Here is a 24,207-nt window from a genome sequence, read left to right on the forward strand (position 1 = left end):
TGGGCTGGCAAGGCATTCAGGTGGCGCCGTGTTGCAGCCGCACTCTCAGGTCTGCCCAGCCGCTTTGGCATTCGCTGCGAAGGTTTTGCTCGGCAGCGCCTTCCAGTGCCCGGGCCACCAGGCTGTCTTCTGGTCTGCCAATCGTCAGCAGAACCGTGGCCAAGCTGTGCGCGAGACGGCGCAAAGCGGCCCAGTCTTCCGATGTAGCGGCGCGATCGCCTGTCTGTACGTCCGCACTGAACTGCCGCAAGCATGCTGAACGATAGGTTGTGAACAGCTTTGTGTCGCCACCAAAGTGGGTGGTAATGGCCAATGCTTCAGCAGGGCTGTGGGTGGCGGCTGGGGGCGGGGGGCTTGGCTGGGCAACGGCCTGCGGGCTTTGCAGTGCCAGTGCGTCGGTCACGCAGCTTTCCAGTTCCTGTACCGCGATGGGCTTCGAAAGGGTTCGCCACAGGCTCAGCCCTTGCAATTGCTCTTTCACCGCAGGAGTCAGCCCGGCGCTGAATACGGCGATCAGGGTGTTCCGACGCAACTGTGGATCCGTGTGCAGACGTTGCACCAGCGATAAACCCGATTCCCCCGGAAGCATCAGGTCGGTGATGACCAGCTTGACGTCATGCTCCTGCAACAACGTCACCGCCGCAGCGACCGAGGTGCATGTCAGCAACCGGATGGGCAGGATGTCCAGCGCCATCGATACGAAGCGGGTGATGGACGCATCGTCCTCCACCAGCAGGACGCAAGGGGGAAGGGCGGTCGGGTTCATGCCACTTTGGCAGGCAATGAGTCGGCCAACGCCGCTGGCAGCTCCGCCACCAGTTGAGGCTTGTGGATCACGGTGACGCCTTGCAGCGCGAAGGCGTAGGGTTCGCGCTGTGTTTCATCCAGAGATGTCACGACGATCAGGCGGCTGCGCGCGAACTGCGGGTGAGACCTCAACGTGGTGATAAGCGTGGCCCCATCAATGCCGGGCAGCAAGATGTCCACGATCAGGACATCCGGCTGAATCTGCCCATACATGGCCAAGCCTGTGATGCCATCGTTGGCAGTGTGCAGCACAGCCCCCGGGAAGTGCTGGTTGACCAGCAGGGTCACGAGGTTCTGGAAATGGATCGAATCCTCGATCAGCAGGATCTGGGCATGGTGACGAGCGCGGCTGTGGCTTCCACCTGCATTGCCTTCCGATGGGTTGGAAGTGACGGCCACAGGGTTGCCGCCCTTGGCGCCACCCGTGCGGGCGTTGATCCATTGCTCCACCGAAGCACGGGAAATACGCCTGTGCCCACCGGGGGTCTTCCAGGCTTCCAGTTCGTTGCGATCCACCATCAGCTGAACAGACCGTACTGCCAATCCCAGCATGCTGGCAACTTCCAGCGTGGTGTAGTGATCCTGGACCAGCGACGGTGGAGGAGTTTTTTCAGATTTCATGAGTTACGCATTTTCCTCTTTTTTTATTGCATTGGAAGGGCTTGCATTTGATACAAATGATTGATATGATTAACTCATTCCCAGCCTAAAGCAGGACTATAGTCCGCTCCGGTGTGGCGCTGGGTTGACTCACACTTCCAAGGGTATGTCATGAAAAAGATTCTGATTGTTGAAGACCACGCCGATATCCGGAAATTGCTGAAAATGACGCTGGAATTCGATGATTTCGAAATTCACGAAGCGTCCACCGGTGACGCAGGTCTGGCTCTGTGTCGCGAAATCTGCCCTGACATTGTGCTGCTGGACATCATGATGCCCGGAACTTTGAACGGGTTGGAAGTGTGCCGCCAAATCAAGGCGGATCATGCCACCCGTTTTACCAAGGTCATTCTTCTCACCGCCCGGGTTCAGGCTGGCGACCGCGAGGCGGGCATGGCTGCCGGGGCAGACGATTACCTCATGAAGCCGTTCAGCACCTTGCAGGTGCTTGAAACCATCTACCGCATGGAGGCCGCAGTATGACCTCGCTCATCATCGGCATTGCCGTGGCCACTTCCTCTCTCTGGCTGGCGCGTCGTGCCCGCCAGGCGCGTCATTCGCGGCTGGACTGAATCCTCCTTGTCACACCTCCCTGGGGGCATCATGCGAAAACTTTCCGTTCTTCGCTGGGGCTTGGCGCTCTGCTGCGGGCTGTGGGCTTTCAGCGGCCACGCGCAGGAAGTGCTGGAGCGCGTCAAAAATGCGGGTGTGGTGCGTGTCTGCATCTGGCCGGAGTATTACGGCGTAACCCTGCGCCACGCGCGCACTCAAGAGCTTACAGGCATCGATATCGACCTTTCTGCGCAGCTTGCGTCCGACCTGAAGGTGCGCCTGGAATATGTGGATTCTTCGTTTCCTGCCTTGATTGGTGACCTCACCGGTGACAAATGTGACGTGGCGATGTTCGCCATCGGTGTGACAGAGCAGCGTGCGGAAAAGCTGCGGTTCACCCAGCCTTACCTGCGCAGCGACATCTACGGCATCACGACCAAAAGCAATCAGGTCATCCGCCAGTGGGCAGACATTGACAAGCCAGGCGTGCTGGTGGCCGTGCAGGCTGGCACCTTCATGGAGCCTGTGATGGAGCAGCGCCTTCAGCATGCGCAGCTGGTGCGCATCAAGCTGCCCGCTACCCGCGAGCGGGAGCTGGTGGCGGGCAGGGTCGATGTTTTCATGACCGACTACCCCTACAGCCGACGTTTGCTGGACAACGCAGACTGGGCGCGCCTGGTGCCCCCACCCACGCCGTTTTCCGTGATGCCCTACGCCTACGCGGTCAAGCCCGGCGACGCGAAGTGGCTGGCGGTGATGGACGAATTTGTCGCTCGCATCAAGCGAGATGGCCGACTTGAGCGCGCAGCCAGCGCCAATGGCCTGGGCCCGATTGTGGTGCGCTGAGCATGGCGCGCAAAGGACCACCTGATCGACCGGACGCAACTGCTGCCGGGCGGTGGAGCCAGGCCAGTACCCTGGTGCTGCTGGTGGGGGCCCTTGCTGCGCTGGCGGCCATTCTTGCCGTGGCCTTGCTGGCTGCCAGCGATTTCCGGAGCACGATTGCCGCCAACGAATCGCATGCCGCATTGCTCGCCCGCGTGCTGGAGGACCAGGCTACGCGCACGCTGGAGTCGGGCGAAATGGCGCTGGAGGCGCTTTCCACCTCACCTGCCTTGCGTGCAGTCAATGCAGATACCGAGCGAACCCAGGCCGCTCTGAATCAGGCACTGCTTGGCCTGCCCTACCTTCGGTCCATCGCAGTGCTGGATGCGTATGGCAATGTGCTCACGAGCACCAACCCGCGTGAGGCGGGATTGCGCGTTGATCTGGAGCGCCTGGGGCCCGTGGGTCCACCCGGGCGCGGCAGCATGGGCTCCCTGGTGATGGGGCGTGGCCTCGCTGCGGTGCGCGCTGGAGGCAAGGCTGCTGAACCCGCTCCGCCCGGTGTCGCCTTCATTCCTTTGCTGCACGCTTTTGTGGGCGACAGTGGCCGTCCTTTGGTCCTGGTGGGCCTGGCCAATCCTGACGCGTTTTCCAATTTCCAGTATCTGACCCTGGAGACAGACAGTTTTGAGTCGGTCATCACTACCTACAGGGGAACGGTGCTGGCGGGCTCTGAAGGCGGTGCCAAGCTGGTGGGCACCTCCGTGGGCAGCATTCCCGTGTTCACCAGTTTTTTGCCAGCCCGTGAGCATGGCATCTATGTAGGGCAGGGCGCGTTGGGAAGCCAGCAGATACTGGCTTTCCGCACTTCAGGCACAAAGCCTCTGGTGGTGATCGTCGAGCAGTCTTACCGGCAGGCTGCATGGAGTTGGTTCTACAGCGCTGCAGCCCTGGTAGGGGTAGGCGGCGTGCTGGTGCTCGCGATTCTGGGGCTGACAGCCGCTATCTGGCGCACGGTACGTTTGCGCGAGGCAGCCCGGCTCGCGGCCGACCAGGCGCAGCAGCGCATCGCCCAGAGTGAGCGTGAGTTGAGCGTGCTCATGCGCAGCGTGCAAGAGCTGATCTTTCGCACCGACGTACGCGGCGTGATCACCTACGTCAATGCGCACTGGATGGCTTTTAGCGGCACGCCCGCAGAGCAGGCGATTGGGCGGCGCCTGCAGGACATCGTAGACCCCGTGAGCCGTGCCGAAGTCACCGCAGCGCTGGACCCGCGTGCTCCCGCAGGTGTCAGGCATTGCCAAGCCATGGTGCGGCTGGCGGATGGCCGTGAACTGCAGTTTGATGTCGCCTTGGTCGCTCTGCAGGTGGATGGCCAGTTTGCCGGTTTTGCGGGCAGCGCCGTCAATGTCACTGAGCGCTGGGCCGCGCAGCGCCGCCTGCAGGCGCAAATTGCGTTCCAGAACCTTCTGCTGGACATGAATCCGCTGCCCATATCGGTGACGAACACCGAAGGTGCTGTCGTACAGGTGAACCGCGCCTGGGAAGAGTACAAGGGCCTGGAGCGTGCAATGGTGGTGGGCCGTCGGCTCACAGGCTTTTTGCCCGCTGATGAGGCCCAGGTGGAGCAACTGCACAACGATCAGTTGGTCAGGATGGGCGGGCAGACCTTTTTTGAAACCAAGGTGCTGCATGGTGACGGCGCCCGCAGGGAGACGCGCGTTATCAAGGCGGCGATTGCAGACGCGCAGAGCAAGGCGTCAGGGGTGCTCACCATTTTTGTGGATGTGAGCGAGTTCCGCCAGGCAGAGCGTGCCACGCAGGAGGCCCGCCATGCGGCTGAAGAGGCATCCCGGGCCAAGTCCGAATTTGTGGCCAATATGAGTCATGAGTTGCGAACGCCCCTGCAATCGATTCTGGGATTTGCAGAACTGGGCATGCTCCGTGGGCGTGCAGAGCCACGGCTTGCGGGCATGTTTGAAGACATTCACTCGGCTGGTCAGCGCATGTTGTCGCTGGTCAACGATCTGCTGGAGGTTGCCAAGCTTGAGAGCACGGTCGGCACCATTCACCTCGAGCGTATCGACCTGCGCGGGCTCATTCAGCCCGTGGTGCAAGAACTGGAGCCTTTGCTGACCCGCAACCAGCAGTCCATGCGTGTGGAGCTGTCGGACATGCCTCTCGTGGCCAAAGTGGATCCACTGCGGATGCAGCAGGTATTGCGCAATGTGTTGGCCAATGCCATCAAGTTTTCTCCCAAGGGCTCAGCCATCCATCTTCAGGGGCGGATGGATTCCCACGGGCAGGTGCATGTGGAAGTGCGTGATGAGGGGCCTGGCATTCCAGAGGCGGAGCTGGAGTCCATCTTTGAAGCCTTCGTCCAGTCCAGCAAAACCAAGGACGGCTCAGGCGGCACGGGCCTGGGCCTGGCCATATGCCGAAAGATTGTGGAAGCCATGGGTGGACGTATCTTTGCGCGCAACCGTGAGCCTCGCGGAGCGTCGTTCCACATCGTGTTGCCCGCCAGGGGGTTTACGGAAACTCAGCCAGCACCTCTGTGAGCTGACGTGCCGTGGAACGATCTTTTAGGAAAGCACAAAAACAAAAGCCAACCTCGCGGTTGGCTTTTTGGTGTGAGAGCCTGCATGCAGCAGGCCTCTGGCATCAGCCGCCCTTCTTGGAGCGCTTGCCGGGGTTCTTCTTGCTGCGGGTGGCAACGCCACGCTCCAGGCTGACGCGTTGGCCACGGCCAGGAGTTTGCAGGGTGTAGCCGGGCAGGGGCTGTGGACGGGGAGTGCGCTTGCGGTCAGCTTCAGTAACGATCTTGTTGCCCATGGCAGGTCTCTAGAAAATGGTGGAAAACCCATATTAGGCCATACCTTGAGAAGCCTCTGCGGAAATGAGTGGCTCGCGACCACAGGCTCTCACCTGAAAGTGATCATTTGGTGGGTCGGTTTCAAACAGCTCAGCTCGCTGGCAAACGGGCAATCACCCGAACCTCAGACTCAGGTTCAGCCCGCAGCAGCAGAGCTTCTGCAGAGGCTGTATTGGTGCCTGCCAGATCTTGCAGAACGAACATGTGCGTGACCCAGACTTCAAACTGACCCTTGCGTGTGCTGGCCTTCTCCAGCGCTGCGCGCAGTTCTTTCAGGTGCGCAGCACCCGTGGTCTCTGGTGCTCCGTGGGGTGATCCCAATGCCGCCCACACCTCGGGCGGGCCAAATGCCAGCGTGGCCGTGTCCACGCATCTGCACCATGGGCTGGACCTGACGGCTGCAGGGCGCAAGCCCCGCTGTGCAAACCACTGCCCTGCGCGGCGGGCCTGCGAGCGGCCTTCTTCGCTCAGGTTACGCTGCGTGCTGCAATCGCCCAGGCGGAATCCGGGCGGGTCGAATGTGCCTGGCGCCGTGGCATGGCGCATGGCAACGACCAAGCCACCCTGCTGCACAAGGGCGGGTATGTCCACCGCACCTTGCGCTGCTGCTACCCACGGCCATGCGGCGCAACCGGCGCCCGCGGCCAGCACTGACCGCCGGGGCAGGAGTTTGCTGCTTTCAGACCAGCGGTTCGAAGGCATAGCCGTTACCGGACGCGGCCATCTTCCCAAATGCAGGGAAGGGGAAGTGGAAGCCGCCCACTAACGCCTTGGTGGAGGTGACCCGCGCAAACACCTCACGGCGCACCTTGCGGGCTGCCTCTGCGTCCATGTCAAAGGTCACAGCCCAATCGGGGTTGCGTGCAAACAGTGCAGGCACGTTGGTCAGGTCCGCCAGGTAGAAAAAGTTCTGGCCCGCCGAGCTGACTTCAAACAGGGTGTGCCCCGGCGTGTGGCCGTAGGCAGCCACCGAGCGGATGCCTGGAACTACTTCGCTGCCTGCGGCAAAAGGCACCAGCATGTCGGCAGGCATGCCCACAAAAGTGCGCCGAACGTTCTCAAAGGCAGGCTTCATTCCGGCTGGTGCAGCGGCCATGCGTGCATCGTCCATCCAGAAGGCCTGCTCTGCTGCAGGCACCATGACCTTGGCCTTGGGGAAGAGCAACTCGCCCGCCTTGTTGCGCAGGCCGTTGATGTGATCTCCGTGGAAGTGACTGATCAGCACCGTGTCGATATCAGACGCAGGCACCCCCGCGGCACGCAGGTTTTCGAGCAGCTTGCCTGCATTCGGTCCACCAAAATCACCCAGGCCTGTATCGATCAGCACTTTGCGGCCCCCCGCGATCACCACAAAGGGGGTAAAGGGAACATCGATGTAGTCGGTGGGAAGCCCCTGCGAAGCCAGCAGGGCCCGCACCTCGGCCAACGGCGCGTTTTTGACGAATTCCTCACCCAAGGGGCGGCGGGCGATCCCGTCGATCACCGCAATCACCTCCACGTCTCCCACCTTGGTGCGGCGAAACCCTGGAGAGGGCAGGGCGGGCGTGCCCAGGTTGGGTGCGTTCTGCGCCCACACTGGCACAAATGACCCTGCAGCGTAGGCGCAGACACCCAGGCTGGCACTCAGAAATTGACGTCTTTTCAGCATCGATACTCTCCAGTCGTTAAATGAACCGTGAAGTTTCGCAATGTAACGTGCGTCCTGATGCTGTCACGATCCCCTGCACTAAGCCCCACGAAGGCGCGGGTTTTTGAGGCAGCGTGTCCTTGAGAGCCTAAGCACCGAAGGCTGCCCGGAATTCTTCGCAGAACTGTGGGTTGCCACTGATCGACAGCGTCAGCGTGGTGCGAGGCGCACCGGGAGGGCCCGAGTGCCGTTCAATGCGCCCCGTGGAGGGGTGAAAGCTCACCGTCATGGGGGTGCTGATTTCCTCCACACCCTGCAGGTCATAGTGCCAGTCTCCACCTTCCTCAGCAGGGGCGGGGCCTTCGGGAAACTGTTGCGTGCACCAGCCCAGCACCTGCGCAATTTCGTTCTGTAGAGCATCCCATTGATGGGGCGCGACGCTGGCCATGGCATCGAAAGTGCCCGTGCCTTCATAGTCTTCGCTGTAGTCAAAATCCAGATAGCTGAGGTTCATGTCGAGAAAATCGGAGCGTTGGCGGAATCGAAGGCACGATTGTCCGCTCTGCCGTATTCGCGCCAGCCGTCGCACAATCTCTGCGCCGCTTGAGCCAGGACCCGGAGCGTTCCACAAGGGGCTTGGTGGTTTATTGCTTTCGGTTAATCGGTCTTCTTTCCATGACTTCTACTACCCCGTTGCTGCGCGTTGACAAGCTGCATTTCAGTTACCCCGATCGTGCGGTGTTCAGCGGTCTCAGCTTTGATTGGACGCCGGGGCTGGCGTGTGTTTGTGGTGATGAAAGCACCGGCAAGACGACGCTGCTGCGCCTTTTGGCGGGTGAGCTTTCTCCCTCTGAGGGACATATCTCGCTGGGCGAGCGGCGTGAAGGAAGCTCCGCGCAAGCCCTTGCTCAGCAAGTGTTTTATGCAGATCCTCGCTCCTCGTTGCTCGATCCAAGTCTTGCGCAGGATTGGCTGGCCTCCCAGGCGGCGCGCTATCCCACCTGGGACGCGCAGGCCCTGGCAGAGCATGTGCAGGGATTCGGGCTGACTGAGCATCTGCCAAAACCGTTTTTCGCCCTCTCCACCGGCACCCGCCGCAAGGTGTGCCAGGCTGCAGCCTTGGCCAGCGGTGCTGCTTTGACGTTGATGGATGACCCCCATGCGGGGCTCGACAAACCATCCTTGCGCTATCTGGCCGAGGCGCTTGCGAAAACGGTGCAACTGTCCCGTATCGTGGTGGTTGCACATTACGAAACCTTGCCGGGTGTGCCGTGGGATCAGGTTCTGACCCTCAGGCCCGTTGGTTCGGTCTAGTCTTCCCGCCGGTCATTCACCCCACAACCCCGCAACGGCCGCGCAGCCCCTACACTCATCGGCTGGAGGTTTCACCATGGATGCCCTGCTCTTTGTTCCGGTCGCTGTTGCCATTGCTCTCACCCCCGGGCCCAACAATTTTTGTGGACTCAATAACGGCATCCGCGCGGGGGTAGGTTCCGCTCTGGTGGCCACCGTAGGGCGGGTGGCGGCCTTCACCATCTTTCTCACCATTTCAGCCGTGGGGCTGGGCGCCATGCTGCTGGCGTCTGAAACGGCTTTCACTGTGGTCAAGTGGGTTGGTGCCTGTTACCTGTTCTGGCTGGGCTGGCGGGCGTGGCGCAGCCGTGAGTTCGGGGGGCTGCAAATGCTGGACAACGGGCAAGTGGGCTCCAGCAACGAGCCGGTGCAGATACGTGCCTTGATCGCCCAGGAATTCTTGCTCGGCATCACCAACCCCAAAGCCATCGTGCTGTTTGCGGCCATCTTCCCGCAGTTCATCGACGCTACACGTCCCGCCTCTTCGCAGTTTCTGGTGCTGGGCTCCATTTATCTGATGGCCGAATTTGTTTCCACTGCGGTGTATGCCACTTGCGGTCGGCAGATACGCCGCTTCATCCGTACATCGCGCGGCGTGGTGCGCCTGAACAAAGCCACCGGTGGCTTCTTCATGGGAGCGGGTGGTCTGCTGCTGGCCAGCCAGCGCTGATCAGTTACCGGGCGCATGTATTTTTGTCGCCCCGGTAAAGGTCCTGTAAATCCATGCCCTCGCTTGCCCTGTGGGGGCAGGTGCGTGGCTACCATACGGCACCGGTTTCACTTCTGCCTCTCCATGCCAACCCATTCCGTTTCTCCTGCGTTCGCCCTTGTCTCGCGCCAGAAGGGGCGCATGCTCTGGTGGGTTCTCCTGGCCATTTTGCTGGCGCTGGCCGGTGCGGGGGGCTGGTGGTGGAGGCAGCAACAGGCGGCAGGCGCAGCTGGCGCTTCGGGCCCTGCGGGCGCGTCCTCAGGGCAGGCCAGGGGGCCGGGGCGCTTCAGCGGGGCAGGGGCGGCGCAGCCCGTGTCTGTGGGCGTGGTGCAAAGGCAGGATGTCCGCGTCATGGTCAGCGCCATTGGCACCATGAGCGCCCGCGCCACCGCAGTGGTGCGGGCCAAGGCATCGGGCGAGCTGCTGTCCATCAAGTTCAAAGAGGGCGATGAGGTCAAGCCCGGGCAGTTGCTGGCAGAGATTGACCCGCGCAGCTACCAGGCCACCCTGACCCAGGCCCAGGGCAACCTGCAGCGCGATCAGGCGCAACTGAAAAACGCGCAACTGGATTTGCAGCGTTACCAGGACCTGCTGGCCAAAGACTCGATTGCCGCGCAGCAGGTAGATACGCAAAAAGCCCTGGTGCGACAACTGGAAGGCACGGTGGCGGCCGATCAGGCGCAGGTGGATGCAGCCAAGCTGCAGTTGAGCTACACCCGCATCACCGCGCCCATTGGTGGTCGCCTGGGGTTGCGGCAGGCCGACCGGGGCAATGTCGTGGGGCCGTCTGATGCAGCAGGCATTGTCACCATCACCCAGGTGCGCCCCATTGATGCGGTTTTCTCTGTGCCCGAGGCGCAGTTGGTGGCCATCAACCAGCGTCTGGCCAGCGGTGCCAGCCTGCCCGTGGAGTTGTGGGATCGAGAGCAAAAGCAGCGGCTGGCCCGTGGCCGCCTGGGCGCAGTAGACAACGCCATCGACGCGACCACCGGCACTATCAAGGCCAAGGCAGCGTTTGAGAATGAAGAGGGCCTGCTTTTTCCCAATCAGTTCGTCAACGTGAGGCTGCAGGTCAACCTGCTCAAGGATGTGCTCACCGTGCCCGGCACTGCCATCCAGAACAATTACGTGTACCTGGTGCGACCCGACGGCACCGTCACGCAGCGGCGCATTCGGGTGGGTGTGGCAGATGGCGAGCGGGTGAGTGTGGAGGGCGATCTGCAAGAGGGCGACCAGGTGGTGACCGACGGCATCGACCGTCTGCGCGAAGGTGCCAAGGTGGCCGTGATTGACAGCGGTGCAGCCACCCGCGCCGACGCAGCCGCGCAGGACGCTGGTGGCCGACGCGCTGCCCTGATGGCCAGCCTCACCCCTGAAGAGCGCGAGAAAGTAGCCAAGATGACGCCGGAAGAGCGGCGTGCCTTCTTCCGCAACCGGCGCGCTCAGTCGCCCCAAGGGGCCGCCAGTGGCGCTGCGGCCGCGGGTGTCCCTGGCGTTTCGGCCTCGGGGGCGTCTGCGCCGGTGCGCGGGGCTTCGGCGGCTGCATCTGCTGCGCCCGCTGCATCTCCCGCCGCTGCAGGCTCCGCGCCCGTGCGTTGAGCGTTAGCGCTTTCGTGTTCACGCGCTCCGCCCGCCGCGCCCAGCAGGCCCTGTTGCCGCCTTTGTCATGAACCTGTCCCGCCTCTTCATCCTGCGCCCCATCGCCACATCGCTGCTGATGGTGGCGCTGCTCATCTCGGGCTTGCTGGCGTATCGGCTGCTGCCCATCTCGGCCCTGCCGGAGGTGGACTACCCCACCATCCAGGTCACCACGCTCTACCCCGGTGCCAGCCCCGATGTGATGACCTCCAACGTCACCGCCCCGCTGGAGCGGCAGTTTGGTCAGATGCCGGGTCTGTCGCAGATGTCGTCCACCAGCTCGGGCGGGGCGTCGGTCATCACGCTGCGGTTTGCGCTCGACATGTCGATGGACGTGGCCGAGCAGCAGGTGCAGGCCGCCATCAATGCGGGCAGCAACCTGTTGCCCAGCGACCTGCCCATGCCCCCCATCTACAGCAAGGTCAACCCGGCCGATGCGCCTGTGCTCACCCTGGCCATCACCTCGCCCTCGCTGCCCGTCATCCGCCTGAACGACCTGGTGGAGAACCGCCTTGCGCCCAAGCTCTCGCAGGTCAACGGCGTGGGGCTGGTGGCCATTGCGGGCGGGCGCCGCCCGGCAGTGCGCATCCAGGCGAATCCTACGGCGTTGGCCAACCTGGGCTTGACGCTGGAAGATGTGCGCACTGCCATTGCCGCCGCCAACGTCAAGCAGGCCAAGGGCGGTTTTGACGGGCCCGCGCGCGCCTCCACCATCGATGCCAACGACCAGCTCCAGTCCGCGCAGGAATACCGTGAGCTGATCCTGGGCTTCAAAAACGGCAATCCCATCCGCCTGCGCGACGTGGCCCAGACGGTGGACGACGCGGAAAACACGCGTCTGGCTGCCTGGGCAGGTACGCCTGAGACGGGATCCAAGTCGGGCGTCATCCTCAACATCCGGCGGCAACCCGGTGCCAACGTGATTGACACGGTAGACCGCATCAAAGCCCTGCTGCCACAGCTACAGGCCACCTTGCCCGCTTCCATGGATGTGCAGGTGCTTACCGACCGCACTACCACCATCCGCGCTTCGGTCAAAGACATGCAGGTCGAACTGGCCCTGGCCATCGGGCTGGTGGTCGCGGTGATTTTCGTGTTTCTGCGCAGCGCATCGGCCACGCTCATCCCCAGCTTTGCCGTGCCTCTGTCGTTGGTGGGTACCTTTGGCGTGATGTACCTGGCGGGGTTTTCGCTCAACAACCTCACGCTCATGGCGCTCACCATTTCCACCGGCTTTGTGGTGGACGACGCCATCGTCATGATCGAGAACATTGCCCGCTACGTGGAAGAGGGCGAGCCACCGCTACAGGCCGCCCTCAAGGGAGCCAAGCAGATTGGCTTCACCATCATCTCGCTCACCATCTCGCTCATTGCGGTGTTGATTCCGCTGCTGTTCATGGGCGATGTGGTGGGGCGGCTGTTCCATGAATTTGCCATCACCATGGCGGTGGCCATTTTGCTGTCGGCCGTGGTGTCACTCACGCTCACGCCCATGCTGTGCGCCCGCCTGCTGCGCCACACGCCTGAAGAAAGCCATGGCCGCCTTTACCGCGCCACTGGCCGTTTCTTCGACGGCATGATCGCCCAGTATGGCAGTGCACTGGCCCGCGTGCTCAATCACCGGGGGCTGACCTGGCTGGCGTTTGGTGCCACGCTGGCCCTCACTGTCGTGCTGTATTTGGTGGTGCCCAAGGGATTTTTTCCGGTGCAGGACACGGGCACGCTGCAGGCCACCACCGAGGCCGACCAGTCCATTTCTTTCGCGGCTATGGCCGAGCGTCAGCAGCGGCTGGCAGAGCGCATCCTGCAAGACCCCGCCGTCAAAAGCGTCTCGTCTTTTATCGGGGTTGACGGTGCCAACACCACGCTCAACACGGGCCGACTGCTCATTGATCTCAAGCCCCACGAACAGCGCGAACGTGCCAGCGTGGTGCTGCGCCGCCTTGCCGATGAAACACGCGATATCGCAGGCATTCGTCTCTATGCCCAGCCGGTGCAAGACCTGACCATTGAAGACCGCGTGGCGCGCACGCAGTACCAGTTGCTGGTCTCGTCTCCCGACATGGCCCAGTTGCAGAGCAGCACTGCCGAGCTGGTGCAGCGCATGCGCGCCTTGCCTCAGCTGGCGGATGTGACCAGTGACCTCCAAAACCAGGGCTTGCAGGCCTTTGTGCAAATCGACCGCGCCCAGGCCAGCCGTCTGGGCGTGACGGTGTCAGGCATCGACACCGCGCTGTACAACGCCTTTGGCCAGCGGCTCATTTCCACCATCTTCACCCAGTCCAACCAATACCGTGTGGTGTTGGAGGTTGCGCCGCAGTTCAAGCTGGGGCCTGAGGCTTTGAACAGCATCTACGTCACGTCGAGCGCAGGCAAGCCCGTGGCCTTGTCATCGGTGGCCCGCATTGAAGAGCGGGCCATGCCCCTGGCGGTGAACCATGTGGGGCAGTTGCCTGCAGCCACCATCTCGTTCAACACCGCGCCGGGCGTGGCTTTGGGCGATGCGGTCAAAGCCATCCAGGCCGAGCAGGCTGCCGCGCGCGAGGCGGGGCAGTTGCCGTTGTCGGTGGACATGAACTTCCAGGGCGCGGCGCTGGCCTTCCAGGCGTCGCTGTCCAACACGCTGCTGCTGATTCTGGCGGCGGTCATCACCATGTACATCGTGCTGGGTGTGCTGTATGAGAGCACGATTCACCCGGTCACCATCCTCTCGACTTTGCCCTCTGCGGGTGTGGGTGCGCTGCTGGCGCTGTGGATGGCGGGGCTGGATGTGGACATCGTGGCGGTGATCGGCATCGTGCTCTTGATCGGTATCGTCAAGAAGAACGCGATCATGATGATCGACTTTGCACTGGAGGCGCAGCGCGACCAGGGGCTGCCTGCGCGTGAAGCCATTTACCAGGCTTGTTTGTTGCGGTTTCGGCCGATTTTGATGACGACGCTGGCGGCTTTGCTGGGTGCTTTGCCTTTGATGTTGGGCACAGGGGTGGGCAGTGAGTTGCGGCATCCGCTGGGGGTGACGATGGTGGGGGGGCTGATCGTGAGCCAGTTGCTCACGCTGTTTACGACGCCGGTGATTTATTTGACGTTTGAGGGGTGGGCTGAGAGGTGGCGGGCGCGTAGGGGGGCTGTGTGATGAGTGCTCCTTTTTTGGTAGCTGGTTGCGCTTGCTGTATAAGCGCTAGAGGCCTTTTTGGCTTCATGCCTTTGCATGGGGCGGGAGCCGGGGAGTGCGCCCGGCAGCGCAGTAACTTTCTTTTGCTTCGCCAAAAGAAAGTCACCAAAGAAAAGGCGACCCCGCTGTCTGCGTCCCCTGCGCTTCGCTACGGGGTAACCTGCGGTGCTCGCGGGCGGGGTGCGCCGCAGAACTCGCTGCGCGCTGACGCGCTCCGCTCAAACAACTGCGGCGAGTCAGTTCACGAAGCGCGTGTGTCCTGCGGCACACGCGCCACCCCGCCCGCTGCGCTCCTCGGCGCATACAGAGGGGATGGGGAGCGGACATCCATTCGGGCCATTGCTTCGCTCGGCCCTCCGTTGTGGGCGCAAGCGCCTCGCGCTGGACGCGGAACTGGCAGGGTCGAGCGCAGCGACGACCCGAACGGCTGTTTGGCTGTTCGGCTCCCCAACCCCCTGCTGGCTGCGCCTGCGGCGGTGCGGTTGCGGGGTGGCATGGGCGTCGAAGCGCCCATGCTTCGTCAACTGACTCGCCGGGGTTGTCCGAGCGGCGCTGCGCAGCAGCAAAGCGAGTTCCACGGCGCACCCCGCAGCCGCACCGCCGCAGGTTTGCCCCTTCGCACCGCGAAGGGGGCGCAGACTGGGGGTCGCCTTCTTTTGCCTTCTTTTCTTGGCGAAGCAAGAAAAGAAGGTGCGCCGCCGGGCGCATATCCCGGCACCCGCCCTCAGCATAGGCATGCCACCCCATCAACCCACAAGCCCCAGCTTCGACAAGCTCAGCCCGAACGGGTAGTTGCATTGCCTGCAAATACTATCAATTTGATAGCTGCCTGCGCTCATTCTATAAGCGCTAGAGACCAAAAACATCTTAAAAACCAGAGGCCCGCCCCATGAGCCTCTCCACCCCCTTCATCCACCGCCCCATCGCCACCATGCTCCTCACCCTGGGCCTGGCCCTGGTGGGTGCGGTGTCGTACTTCCTGCTGCCTGTGGCCCCGCTGCCGCAGGTCGATTACCCCACCATCTCCGTCAGCGCCAGCCTGCCCGGTGCCAGCCCTGACACAGTCGCTGCCACCGTCGCCACGCCGCTGGAGCGGGCGCTGGGCTCCATTGCCGGGGTCAATGAAATCACCTCGCGCTCCATCCTGGGCAGCACCAACATCACCCTGCAGTTTGACCTGAACCGCGACGTAGACAGTGCCGCACGCGACGTGCAGGCCGCCATCAACGCCGCGCGCACGCTGCTGCCCACGGGCATGCCCAGCAATCCGACCTACCGCAAGGTCAACCCGGCGGATTCGCCCATCATGATCCTGGCGCTCACGTCCAGCTCGCTCACGCGGGGGCAGATGTACGACGCTGCCTCCACCGTGCTGGCGCAAAAGCTCTCGCAGGTGGAAGGGGTGGGGCAAGCCACCGTCAGTGGCGGGGCGCTGCCTGCAGTGCGGGTGTCGCTCGATCCGGTACGGCTCGCGGCCAACGGGGTGTCGCTGGAGCAGGTGCGCAGCGCCATCACCACCACCAACGCCAACCGCCCGCTGGGTGCGGTGGAGCGTGAAGACCATTACTGGCAAATCGCCGCCAACGACCAGGCCCGCGTGGCGGCTGATTACGCGCCGCTGGTGCTGCGCTGGAAGGATGGCAATGCCATCCGCCTGTCGGACGTGGCCGATGTGACCGACTCGGTGCAGGACGTGCGCAACTTTGGCGTGGCCAATGGCAAGCCGGCCATCCTGCTGCAGGTGTTCAAGCAGCCCGGTGCCAACATTCTGGAGGCCGTAGACCGCGTGCGTGCGTTGCTGCCCCAGTTGCAGGCCTCCATCCCCGCGGCCATTGACATTGAGATCGTGTCTGACCGCACGCCCACGCTGCGCGCATCCGTCAAGGAGGTGGAGCACACGCTGGTGATTGCGGTGGCGCTGGTGATCCTGGTGGTGTTTCTGTTCCTGCGCAACGGGCGCGCCACGCTCATCCCGGCAGTGGCCGTGCCGGTGTCGCTGGCGGGCACGTTTGGGGTCATGTATCTGGCGGGGTACACGCTGGACAACCTCTCGCTCATGGCGCTGACCATTGCCACCGGGTTTGTGGTGGACGATGCCATTGTGGTGCTCGAAAACATCATGCGTCACATGGAACGGGGCAAGTCGGCGCTGCAGGCATCGCTCGAAGGCGCGCGCGAGATTGGCTTCACCGTGGTCTCCATGAGCATTTCCCTCATCGCGGTGTTTGTGCCCATCCTGTTCATGGGCGGCATCGTGGGGCGGTTCTTTCGTGAATTTGCCATCGTCATGTCGGCGGCCATTCTGGTGTCGCTGGTGGTCTCTCTCACCACCACCCCCATGATGTGTGCGGCCCTGCTGCGCCCGCATGCAGCGCGTTCCCCGGGCGTCGGCGCGTCAAGTCGCTGGGCTCGGTTCTCGGCCTGGGTGGATCGGTGGCAGGTGCGGGGCCTGCGCGGCTACCGGCACAGCCTGGCGTGGTGCCTGCGCCACCAACCTGTGGTGCTACTGGTGCTGGCCGGGGTGGTGGGGCTCAATGTGTACCTTTACACCGCCATCGACAAAGGCTTCATGCCTGAGCAGGACACGGGTCGCATCTCGGGTTTCATCCGTGCGGACCAGGCCACGTCTTACCAGGCCATGGAGCAGCGGCTGCAGCGCTTTCTGGCCATCGTGCAGGCAGACCCCGCGGTGGAGTATGTGACCGGCTCCACCGGCGGCTGGCAGCGCAACGCAGCGCAGATGTTCATGACCCTCAAGCGCGGGCCGGGGCAGGAGTCGTCAGACGTGGTCATTGCGCGGCTGCGTGAGCAGCTCAAGAACGAGCCCGGTGCGCGCCTGTTCATGGTGCCGCAGCGCGACATCCGCATTGGCGGCAGGCAAAGCAGTGCGTCGTACGACTACACGTTGCAGGCCGACGACATTGCCGAACTGCGCACCTGGGAGCCACGCATACGCCAGGTGCTGTCGCAACTGCCTGAGCTGGAGGACGTGAACAGCGATGTATCGGACTACGGCCTGCAGACCACGCTGGTGATTGACCGGGATGCCGCTACGCGCCTGGGCCTCACCATGGCGCAGATCGACGCCACGCTGAACGACGCCTTCGGGCAGCGGCAGGTGGGCGTCATCTACAACCCCCTCAACCAGTACCGCGTGGTGCTGGAGGCAGCGCCGCAATACCTGCAGAGCCCTGAGACGCTGCGCGGCTTTTTCTTCGTCAACAGCGCAGGCCAACAGGTGCCCCTGACGGCGTTTGCGCGCATCACCGCCACCAATACACCGCTGTCGGTGAACCATGAGCGTGGCACGCCTGCCAGCACGATCAGCTTCAGCCTGGCCCCCGGCGTGTCGCTGTCGCAGGCGGCTGATGCGGTCAACAACGCGGTGGCCGAGCTGGGCGTGCCGGTGGGGATTCGCGGCACCTTCAGCGGCACGGCGGGGGCCTTTCAATCGGCCCTGGCGGGGCAACCGCTGCTCATCCTGGCAGCCATCGTCACGATCTATCTGGTGCTGGGCATGCTGTACGAGAACCTGGTGCATCCGTTCACCATCCTCTCCACGCTGCCTTCTGCGGGCGTGGGCGCACTGCTGGCGCTGATGCTCTTCAAGACCGAGTTCTCGCTCATCGCGCTCATCGGCGTCATCCTGCTGATCGGCATCGTCAAGAAGAACGCCATCATGATGATCGACTTTGCACTGTCGCGGCAGCGCAGTGGTGCGCGCAGCGCGGCCCAGTCCATCTACCGTGCCTGCAGCCTGCGGCTGCGCCCCATCCTCATGACCACCATGGCCGCCATCTTTGGTGCGCTGCCCCTGGCCATCAACCGGGCGGATGGGGCCGAACTGCGCCAGCCCCTGGGCATTGCCGTGGTGGGCGGGCTGCTGGTGAGCCAGCTGCTCACCCTCTACACCACACCGGTGGTCTATGTGGCACTGGACCGCTTGCGCCTGCGCGTGCTCCGCACCGCGGGCCGACTGCGCAGGGGGCGGGGCTCATCCCATGCACCCGCCGCCGCGCTACAAGGAAATGAGTGATGTCTGATTTGTCTGTTCTTCTGCCTCGCGCGCTTGCGCCACGCCGCTCTTTGGCCCTTTCTGGCACCACGCTGCTGGCGGCTGCGGTGCTGGCTGCCTGCAGTACCCAGCCGGTGTACGAGCGGCCTGCACTGCAGGTTCCTGCACAGTACAAGGAATCGCTGGCCGCCACCGCCGCAGGCGTGTGGCAGCCTGCGCAAGCCGCACAGACTGCGCCATCTGCCAGCACAGTGCCTGCTGCATGGTGGACGCTGTATGGCGATGCCACGCTCAATGCCTTGCAAGACCAGGCTGCTGCGGGCAACCAGAACATTGCGCTTTCGCTGGCTCGGCTGCGCGCCGCGCAGGCGGCGGTGGCCAGCAGCAGTGCAAGCCAGTTGCCCACCCTGGGGGCGACGGCCAGCACATCACGCGCTCGCAGCGGCACGCAGGCGGCGGATGGCAGCACCAGTGCGCGCTTGAGCACCAGCCATTCGATAGGGCTGAATGCCAGCTGGGAGCTGGACCTGTGGGGCCGCATTGCCAGCACCGTAGACGCGGCCCAGGCATCCGCCCAGGCCAGCGCAGACGACCTGGCGGCCATGCGCCTTTCGGTGCAGGCCAGCGTGGCGCAGACCTATTTTTCGCTGCGTGCGGCCGAGGCCAATGCGCAGATCCTGCGTGAAACCCTGCAGGCCTATGACCGCAGTTGGGAGCTGACGCGCAACCGCCAGCAGGCAGGCGTTGCCTCTGTAGCCGATGTGGCGCAGGCCGAGTCGCAATACAAGTCCACCCAGGTGCAGTTGCTGGAGGCTGAAACCACACGCACCCAGCTGGAGCACGCCCTGGCTGCCCTGGTGGGGCAGGCCCCTGCAAGTTTCAGCGTGCAGCCCACGGGCTTGCTGCCCACGCCACCCACCGTGCCCGCGCAATTGCCATCGCAACTGCTGGAGCGCCGCCCCGACATTGCCGCCGCAGAGCGCCGGGTGGCTGCCGCCAACGCGCAAATTGGCGTGGCCAAGGCAGCGTTCTTCCCGGCCTTGACGCTGACGGGCAGCGCGGGGTACCGCGGCTCGGAGCTGTCGAATCTGTTCAACGCGCCCAACCTGTTCTGGTCCCTGGGGCCGCAGCTGGCGCTATCGTTGTTTGACGGCGGTGCGCGCAGCGCCGCAGTGGAGTCGGCCCGCGCTTCCAACGAGCAGGCTGCCGCCACCTATCGGCAGACGGTGCTTACAGCCCTGCAGGAGGTGGAAGACAACCTGACGGCCGCCGCAGCCCTGGCGCAGGAGCAGCAACTCCAGATGGAGGCGCTGGCGGCTGCACAGCGCGCGCTGGATGTGGTCAACAACCAGTACCGGGCGGGCACGGTGGGGTATCTGAACGTGATCACAGCGCAGGCCACGGTGCTGTCGGCCCAGCGCAGCCTCACGGATGTGCGCAACCGCCGCCTGGCAGCCGTCAACACCTTGCTGAAAAACGTGGCTGGAAGCTGGGAGCCTCTGCAGGTACAGGCAAAGACCGCCAGTCAGCCGCAATAGTGCGAAGGTTTGATGTGACCTTCATCGGGTGCATTCAGTTGGAGGTTCCAACCAGAAACCCCCAACTCAAGGCACTACACCTCTGTGGGCAGGTTCGGCAGGTTCGGCAGGTTCAGATCCAGATAGGCTTTTTCGAGTGCGGCACGACCTTGGGGCGTGACGCTGGTGACCTCTGCCTTTTGGATGGGCGAATGCACATCGGGTAAATGGGCCGTCACCAATTGCGCGGCCACCAAAATCCGGAGTTTGTCGATCTCTGCAGTGTCTTCAATGATTTTGGGCAACGGACTTTCCGCGATTGAGAGCATCAATTCAAGTGGCATTGTTCACTTCCTCAGAAAGTCAAGATTTTGATTGTGAACTTGGCAACTAAAAATGACCAGTCGATTAAACATCTGTTAACCAAAAGTGAACGATCGGTTGAATTGGTGACTCGCGGTTCTCGTTCAATATTTTGGAAATATGGTATTGGATAATAAATATAAAGTCTTTGTTAAATCATTTGATATTGGCGATTTACGTATCTTTGATATTCTGAAAATAGATCAGCGAGGTCAGAATGAAATCAATGAAACTTGAGAGCACTGTCCGAGTGCAGCCTCGAAGTCATCGATAGCAGGTCCCGCATATTCAGAAAGATTCCCCGCTGAAGCGGTGACTTCAAGGGTTGGAAGATTTCGCTCATCCTTGTTGAGTCAGTCTCAACAGACAGTCGTGGTACCTGCACTACAGGCAGGCCAGAGCAAGCGCCGCCACTGCGGTAGGGCCCAGTGCCCCCAGCAGCAGCCCTCCGGCTCCCACTGTCTGATCCGCGAACCCGTTCTTCAGCAACGCTACGCCTGCCGGGTTGGGGGCGTTGGCAATCACCGTCAGCCCCCCGCCCGCCACGGCACCGGCCACCAGCATGTACTGCGCAGCGGGGGAAATCCCTTCAATGAGCGAGCCCAGGTAGGTCAGTGCGGCGTTGTCGGTAATGGCCGTCAACCCCAGCGCGCCAGCGAACAGGGCCAGCGGCTCCAGCCCCGAGACGATGGGTTGCAGCCACCATTGCTGCATGCCGCCCAGCACCACCAGCCCCGCGAGGAAGAAGCCCACCAGCAGGGCTTCCTTGATGATGAGGCGGCTCTGGTGGGTGCTGTAGGCCTGTGTGTAGCCCAGGAACAGCAGAAAGAGGCCCATGAACACAACCGGGTGATGCGCAAACAGCACCACCAGCGCCAGCAGGGTGATGTGTACCGCAGCTACCGAGACGGGCATCTTCGCTTGATCGCTGGCCTTCAACCCTGCTGCCATGGCCTCTGCACTGGGCAGATGGCGGCGCAGGACCAACGTGCACACGGTCGCGTTGATGAGAACCGCAATGGCCGCCTTCCAGCCAAACGTGGTCAGCATGAACAGGCTGTCCCAGCCCCATGTGGCTGCCACCATCAGCACGGGCGGTGCGGCATAAGAGGTGAGCGTGCCGCCAATGGAGACGTTGACAAACAGTACACCCAAGGCCAGATACTTGGCGCGCTCGGGCACTTCCGTTCGGAAGATCTGTGGGGCTAGCATGAGCGCTGCAATCGTCATGGCGGCGGGCTCGGTGATCAGCGATCCCAGCAGCGGCACCGCCGCCAGCCCCAGCCAGGCAGTGACCAACGGTGTGGGGAGGGGCGTGATACGCGCCAGTGTGGCGACCACCGCCATGACGCTGCGCAGCACGGGGCGCGACGCGGCAATCACCATGACCACGAACACAAACAGGGGCTCGGTGTAGTTGCGCGACTCCGCATATTCCAGCGCTTCGGATCCGCCCGCGGCCATGGCCATGGCAACGATGAGCACCATGGCCCAGAAACCGAAGACGACCTCCACCTCGCCCAGCAAATGAAAAAGCCCGGCGTGGCGTGGGTAGCGGTGCGAGAGTCGCTCGAAAAACTTGACGGAGAAAGTGTGGAGCAAGGCCACGGCAAACAGCGTGGCGGCCATCCATTGGACCAGAGGGGTGTTCATGCGGTACGGGGCGTGAAAAAACCGCGAGGCGGCCCGACCTTCGCTGTACCTGTTGCGCCGATTTGCGCAGACACCCAGCGCATATTTTAATCGCTGGCAGTTGCCAAGCCGGGTAGGAGGAAGGCGCTACTGCTACTTCCGTGCACTGGCGCTACATCGCCTTGAACAGGTGCGCGTAGAGCCTGCTCACGGCCAGCTTTTCAGGCCTGTGGCGCAGGCTCAGGTGCAGCTTGCCTCCCTCGTCCCGCATCACGGAGGTGATGGCACTGGCGCGCACCAGCGTGCTGCGGTGCACCTGCCAGAACTGTTGTGGGTCGAGCTGCTCAATCAGCTCTTTCAGCGGCGTGCGTATGAGGTATTCATGCTCTGCGGTCAGCACGCGCACATACTTGTCTGCGGCTTCGAAATACACCACATCCGCCACAGGCACCATGTGGATCTGAGTGCCTTGGCTGGCCTGGATGATGGACAGGGCAGGGGGGCGTGTTGCAGCAGAGGGCGAAGGCGGCAAAGAAGGCGCTTGCAGCGCAGAACTGGTCAGCAATTCGCGCAACTGGTCCACGGTGCGCTGTACGTCCAGCCCCATGGAGGACACATTCGCTACTGAATTGATAGCTGCCTGCGCTTGATCCATGAGCTTTTTGCGCAGTTTTTGCACTGCCTTTTCCAGGCGCGCGCTTTGTACGGGCTTGAGCAGGTAGTCCACCGCCTGGGCTTCAAACGCCTGCACAGCGTATTGGTCGTAGGCGGTAACAAAGACCAGAGCGGGGAAGGGCTGTTGCGCTGGCCAGGCATCGGCCAGTTCCAGTGCGGCTTCCAACCCGGTTTGCCCTGGCATGCGGATGTCAAAGAAAAGCACGTCGGGGCGCAGCGCAAGAGATTGCTCTACCGCTGAAAGACCGTCGCCCACCTGGGCCACGATCTGCAGCTCAGGCCATGCTCGCTGTAGCTCGCTGCGCAGCGCAGCAGCCAGCAGCGGTTCGTCTTCAGCGATCAGGGCGCGGGGTGCAAGGGTCATGGCTGTGCAGGTTGTAAGGGGAAACGCACGGTAGCGCTTGTACCACCAGCGCTGGCTGCTATCAATTCAAGAGTGGCCGCGCTGCCATACAGCGTAGCCAGCCGCTCACGCACCTGCACCAGCCCAAAGTGCGTGCCTGCAGTGGAGTGGCTGGAATGACGTCCCATATTCAACCCCGCGCCGGTGTCGTGCACTTCCAGAACCAGCTGCGGTGGGGCTGTGGCCGGTGCTTCTGCACCCCGTTCCAGGCGGGCGCTGACAGTGATGAGCCCTCCGCTCACCTGGGGCTCCAGGCCATGCCGGATGGCGTTTTCCACCAGGGGCTGCAGCAGCAGAGGAGGCACCGGAGCCTCGCGCAGCGCCTGCGGCAGATCCAGCGTGAAGCGCAGGCGCGGGCCCATGCGCACCGCCATCAGCTCCAGATAGTCGCGCAGCCGGTCAAACTCGTCCGCCAGCGGATGCTGCGTGGCGCGGGACGCCATCAGCGTGGCACGCAGGTAGGCGATCAGGTGGTCCAGCATGGTCTGCGCCTGCTGCGGGTCTACGCCGATCAACGCCCTCAGGTTGGCCAGCGTGTTGAACAGCATGTGCGGCTCCAGCTGCGTCTCCAGCAGTTTCAGGCGTGCCTCGCTGGCATGCAGGCGTGCCTCGGCCATCTTGCCTTCCAGGTAGCTGGACTTGTGAACGCTGTAGAAGTAGTAGCTGCCCGCCACACCTGCCAGCACCGTGATGAGGAGCGAAGTGCGCAGGCTGGGGGGATTGCTGGTAGGCAGATCCAGGTATTGCCTGCACAGCAGATCGCCCAGGTGTGTTCCTGCCAGATAGCCGGTGGCGATGCCCGCAAAGACCAGTGCGGGCCCCTGCCAACCGATGGGCCACCCGGTTTCGGCAGCAGATGGAATCCACTCCCGCCCCAGGTCAATCGTCGCCCAGGTGAAGCTGCCGATAAGCACCGAATACAGCACCATGGTGCCGTAGTTGCGCTCGGGCATGAACGCGTACTGGATCGTGGCGACCGCCAGCGTGAAAGCCAGCACTTGCAGAAAGTGCCGCAGCTTGCTGATCCAGTCGATGGCGCGGGGGATCATGGCTGATCCGCGCGGTCCTGCTGGCGCTTCAGGGCTTCACGCTCACGCTGCACCATGCGTTCTCGTACCGAGCTGCCACTGCCCAGCACAAACACCGAGATGCCATGCAGAGCCACACCCAGTCCCCAGCCCAGCAGGGGATACACGGACCAGGGGCGCGAACCGAACGCATACACCGACATGGCGAATACCACCAGGTTCACCACCACATAGATGGCTGCATGTGCATACCAGCCCAGCTTGGCCTGGGCACGCCGGTGGGCCAGGGCCTCCAGAGCTTCGGGTGATAGGGGAGGAGACATGTAAGGCCTTATACGGTGTTGACCGATTCT

Annotated in this window: 20 protein-coding genes; 9 read left to right on the forward strand and 11 right to left on the reverse strand. The window is 62.9% G+C overall.

Features of this window, described 5'->3' with window-relative positions; genetic code table 11:
• Positions 1-16 precede the first annotated feature (16 nt).
• On the reverse strand, positions 17-766 hold the full coding sequence (locus AACH87_RS08700) for a response regulator (protein WP_338798389.1): 750 nt from the start codon (positions 764-766) through the stop codon (positions 17-19).
• Positions 763-1,428, reverse strand: a complete 666-nt coding sequence (locus tag AACH87_RS08705) for a response regulator (RefSeq protein WP_338798390.1) — start codon at positions 1,426-1,428, stop codon at positions 763-765. The genes AACH87_RS08700 and AACH87_RS08705 overlap by 4 nt, the downstream gene beginning before the upstream one ends.
• Before the next feature lie 150 nt (positions 1,429-1,578).
• Between AACH87_RS08705 and AACH87_RS08710 the strand changes: the two genes are divergently transcribed.
• The 3 genes from AACH87_RS08710 (at position 1,579) to AACH87_RS08720 (ending at position 5,405) form a co-directional block, all read left to right on the forward strand.
• Positions 1,579-1,950 carry a response regulator gene (locus AACH87_RS08710; protein ID WP_338798391.1) on the forward strand — a complete coding sequence of 124 codons (372 nt, stop codon included), beginning with the start codon at positions 1,579-1,581 and terminating at the stop codon, positions 1,948-1,950.
• A gap of 120 nt (positions 1,951-2,070) precedes the next feature.
• Complete coding sequence (locus AACH87_RS08715) at positions 2,071-2,865, forward strand: ABC transporter substrate-binding protein (protein ID WP_338798392.1); 795 nt, start codon at positions 2,071-2,073, stop codon at positions 2,863-2,865.
• Positions 2,866-2,867: 2 nt separating this feature from the next.
• Positions 2,868-5,405, forward strand: a complete 2,538-nt coding sequence (locus AACH87_RS08720; protein WP_338798393.1) for an ATP-binding protein — start codon at positions 2,868-2,870, stop codon at positions 5,403-5,405.
• Positions 5,406-5,508: 103 nt separating this feature from the next.
• Here the strand turns inward: AACH87_RS08720 and AACH87_RS08725 are convergent, their stop codons facing one another.
• From AACH87_RS08725 to AACH87_RS08740, 4 genes are all read right to left on the reverse strand, one after another.
• A complete protein-coding gene (locus AACH87_RS08725; protein ID WP_338798394.1) occupies positions 5,509-5,679 on the reverse strand; it encodes a hypothetical protein in 171 nt (56 codons plus the stop codon).
• Between the two features lie 130 nt (positions 5,680-5,809).
• On the reverse strand, positions 5,810-6,421 hold the full coding sequence (locus AACH87_RS08730; protein ID WP_338798396.1) for a histidine phosphatase family protein: 612 nt from the start codon (positions 6,419-6,421) through the stop codon (positions 5,810-5,812).
• Positions 6,399-7,367, reverse strand: a complete 969-nt coding sequence (locus AACH87_RS08735; RefSeq protein ID WP_338798398.1) for an MBL fold metallo-hydrolase — start codon at positions 7,365-7,367, stop codon at positions 6,399-6,401. Before AACH87_RS08735 ends, AACH87_RS08730 begins: the two co-directional genes overlap by 23 nt.
• Before the next feature lie 127 nt (positions 7,368-7,494).
• Complete coding sequence (locus AACH87_RS08740; protein WP_338798400.1) at positions 7,495-7,860, reverse strand: hypothetical protein; 366 nt, start codon at positions 7,858-7,860, stop codon at positions 7,495-7,497.
• Between the two features lie 179 nt (positions 7,861-8,039).
• Between AACH87_RS08740 and AACH87_RS08745 the strand changes: the two genes are divergently transcribed.
• The 6 genes from AACH87_RS08745 (at position 8,040) to AACH87_RS08770 (ending at position 19,774) form a co-directional block, all read left to right on the forward strand.
• Complete coding sequence (locus tag AACH87_RS08745) at positions 8,040-8,660, forward strand: ABC transporter ATP-binding protein (RefSeq protein ID WP_338798402.1); 621 nt, start codon at positions 8,040-8,042, stop codon at positions 8,658-8,660.
• 76 nt (positions 8,661-8,736) lie between these two features.
• Positions 8,737-9,369 (forward strand): LysE family translocator, encoded by a 633-nt coding sequence (locus tag AACH87_RS08750; protein WP_338798404.1) that lies wholly within the window; start codon positions 8,737-8,739, stop codon positions 9,367-9,369.
• Between the two features lie 123 nt (positions 9,370-9,492).
• Entirely contained in the window at positions 9,493-11,007 is a 1,515-nt protein-coding gene (locus AACH87_RS08755; protein ID WP_338798406.1) for an MdtA/MuxA family multidrug efflux RND transporter periplasmic adaptor subunit, read from the forward strand.
• Positions 11,008-11,074: 67 nt separating this feature from the next.
• On the forward strand, positions 11,075-14,182 hold the full coding sequence (locus AACH87_RS08760; RefSeq protein WP_338798407.1) for an MdtB/MuxB family multidrug efflux RND transporter permease subunit: 3,108 nt from the start codon (positions 11,075-11,077) through the stop codon (positions 14,180-14,182).
• A gap of 928 nt (positions 14,183-15,110) precedes the next feature.
• Entirely contained in the window at positions 15,111-18,257 is a 3,147-nt protein-coding gene (locus AACH87_RS08765; RefSeq protein ID WP_338798409.1) for an efflux RND transporter permease subunit, read from the forward strand.
• Entirely contained in the window at positions 18,257-19,774 is a 1,518-nt protein-coding gene (locus tag AACH87_RS08770; protein WP_338798411.1) for an efflux transporter outer membrane subunit, read from the forward strand. The genes AACH87_RS08765 and AACH87_RS08770 overlap by 1 nt, the downstream gene beginning before the upstream one ends.
• Positions 19,775-19,848: 74 nt before the next feature.
• Here AACH87_RS08770 and AACH87_RS08775 read toward each other — a convergent pair whose 3' ends face one another.
• The 5 genes from AACH87_RS08775 to AACH87_RS08795 all read right to left on the reverse strand — a co-directional run bounded on the left by AACH87_RS08775 (position 19,849) and on the right by AACH87_RS08795 (position 24,177).
• Entirely contained in the window at positions 19,849-20,097 is a 249-nt protein-coding gene (locus AACH87_RS08775; RefSeq protein ID WP_338798412.1) for a hypothetical protein, read from the reverse strand.
• 403 nt (positions 20,098-20,500) lie between these two features.
• Positions 20,501-21,769 carry a putative Na+/H+ antiporter gene (locus tag AACH87_RS08780; RefSeq protein ID WP_338798413.1) on the reverse strand — a complete coding sequence of 423 codons (1,269 nt, stop codon included), beginning with the start codon at positions 21,767-21,769 and terminating at the stop codon, positions 20,501-20,503.
• A gap of 151 nt (positions 21,770-21,920) precedes the next feature.
• Complete coding sequence (locus AACH87_RS08785) at positions 21,921-22,787, reverse strand: LytTR family DNA-binding domain-containing protein (protein WP_338798414.1); 867 nt, start codon at positions 22,785-22,787, stop codon at positions 21,921-21,923.
• Complete coding sequence (locus tag AACH87_RS08790) at positions 22,784-23,875, reverse strand: histidine kinase (RefSeq protein ID WP_338798415.1); 1,092 nt, start codon at positions 23,873-23,875, stop codon at positions 22,784-22,786. The genes AACH87_RS08785 and AACH87_RS08790 overlap by 4 nt, the downstream gene beginning before the upstream one ends.
• Entirely contained in the window at positions 23,872-24,177 is a 306-nt protein-coding gene (locus AACH87_RS08795) for a 2TM domain-containing protein (protein WP_338798416.1), read from the reverse strand. Before AACH87_RS08795 ends, AACH87_RS08790 begins: the two co-directional genes overlap by 4 nt.
• Between the last annotated feature and the right edge of the window lie 30 nt (positions 24,178-24,207).

Origin of the sequence: Acidovorax sp. DW039 (assembly GCF_037101375.1) — a bacterium.
Taxonomy (GTDB): domain Bacteria; phylum Pseudomonadota; class Gammaproteobacteria; order Burkholderiales; family Burkholderiaceae_C; genus Acidovorax.

Coding starts and splice junctions, on each gene's coding strand:
- AACH87_RS08720 (WP_338798393.1), top strand. CDS start 2,868: ATGGCGCGCAAAGGACCACCTGATCGACCGGACGCAACTGCTGCCGGG.
- AACH87_RS08730 (WP_338798396.1), bottom strand. CDS start 6,421: ATGCCTTCGAACCGCTGGTCTGAAAGCAGCAAACTCCTGCCCCGGCGG.
- AACH87_RS08795 (WP_338798416.1), bottom strand. CDS start 24,177: ATGTCTCCTCCCCTATCACCCGAAGCTCTGGAGGCCCTGGCCCACCGG.
- AACH87_RS08735 (WP_338798398.1), bottom strand. CDS start 7,367: ATGCTGAAAAGACGTCAATTTCTGAGTGCCAGCCTGGGTGTCTGCGCC.
- AACH87_RS08710 (WP_338798391.1), top strand. CDS start 1,579: ATGAAAAAGATTCTGATTGTTGAAGACCACGCCGATATCCGGAAATTG.
- AACH87_RS08790 (WP_338798415.1), bottom strand. CDS start 23,875: ATGATCCCCCGCGCCATCGACTGGATCAGCAAGCTGCGGCACTTTCTG.
- AACH87_RS08740 (WP_338798400.1), bottom strand. CDS start 7,860: ATGAACCTCAGCTATCTGGATTTTGACTACAGCGAAGACTATGAAGGC.
- AACH87_RS08775 (WP_338798412.1), bottom strand. CDS start 20,097: ATGCCACTTGAATTGATGCTCTCAATCGCGGAAAGTCCGTTGCCCAAA.
- AACH87_RS08750 (WP_338798404.1), top strand. CDS start 8,737: ATGGATGCCCTGCTCTTTGTTCCGGTCGCTGTTGCCATTGCTCTCACC.
- AACH87_RS08780 (WP_338798413.1), bottom strand. CDS start 21,769: ATGAACACCCCTCTGGTCCAATGGATGGCCGCCACGCTGTTTGCCGTG.
- AACH87_RS08770 (WP_338798411.1), top strand. CDS start 18,257: ATGTCTGATTTGTCTGTTCTTCTGCCTCGCGCGCTTGCGCCACGCCGC.
- AACH87_RS08765 (WP_338798409.1), top strand. CDS start 15,111: ATGAGCCTCTCCACCCCCTTCATCCACCGCCCCATCGCCACCATGCTC.
- AACH87_RS08715 (WP_338798392.1), top strand. CDS start 2,071: ATGCGAAAACTTTCCGTTCTTCGCTGGGGCTTGGCGCTCTGCTGCGGG.
- AACH87_RS08705 (WP_338798390.1), bottom strand. CDS start 1,428: ATGAAATCTGAAAAAACTCCTCCACCGTCGCTGGTCCAGGATCACTAC.
- AACH87_RS08700 (WP_338798389.1), bottom strand. CDS start 766: ATGAACCCGACCGCCCTTCCCCCTTGCGTCCTGCTGGTGGAGGACGAT.
- AACH87_RS08760 (WP_338798407.1), top strand. CDS start 11,075: ATGAACCTGTCCCGCCTCTTCATCCTGCGCCCCATCGCCACATCGCTG.
- AACH87_RS08785 (WP_338798414.1), bottom strand. CDS start 22,787: ATGACCCTTGCACCCCGCGCCCTGATCGCTGAAGACGAACCGCTGCTG.
- AACH87_RS08725 (WP_338798394.1), bottom strand. CDS start 5,679: ATGGGCAACAAGATCGTTACTGAAGCTGACCGCAAGCGCACTCCCCGT.
- AACH87_RS08755 (WP_338798406.1), top strand. CDS start 9,493: ATGCCAACCCATTCCGTTTCTCCTGCGTTCGCCCTTGTCTCGCGCCAG.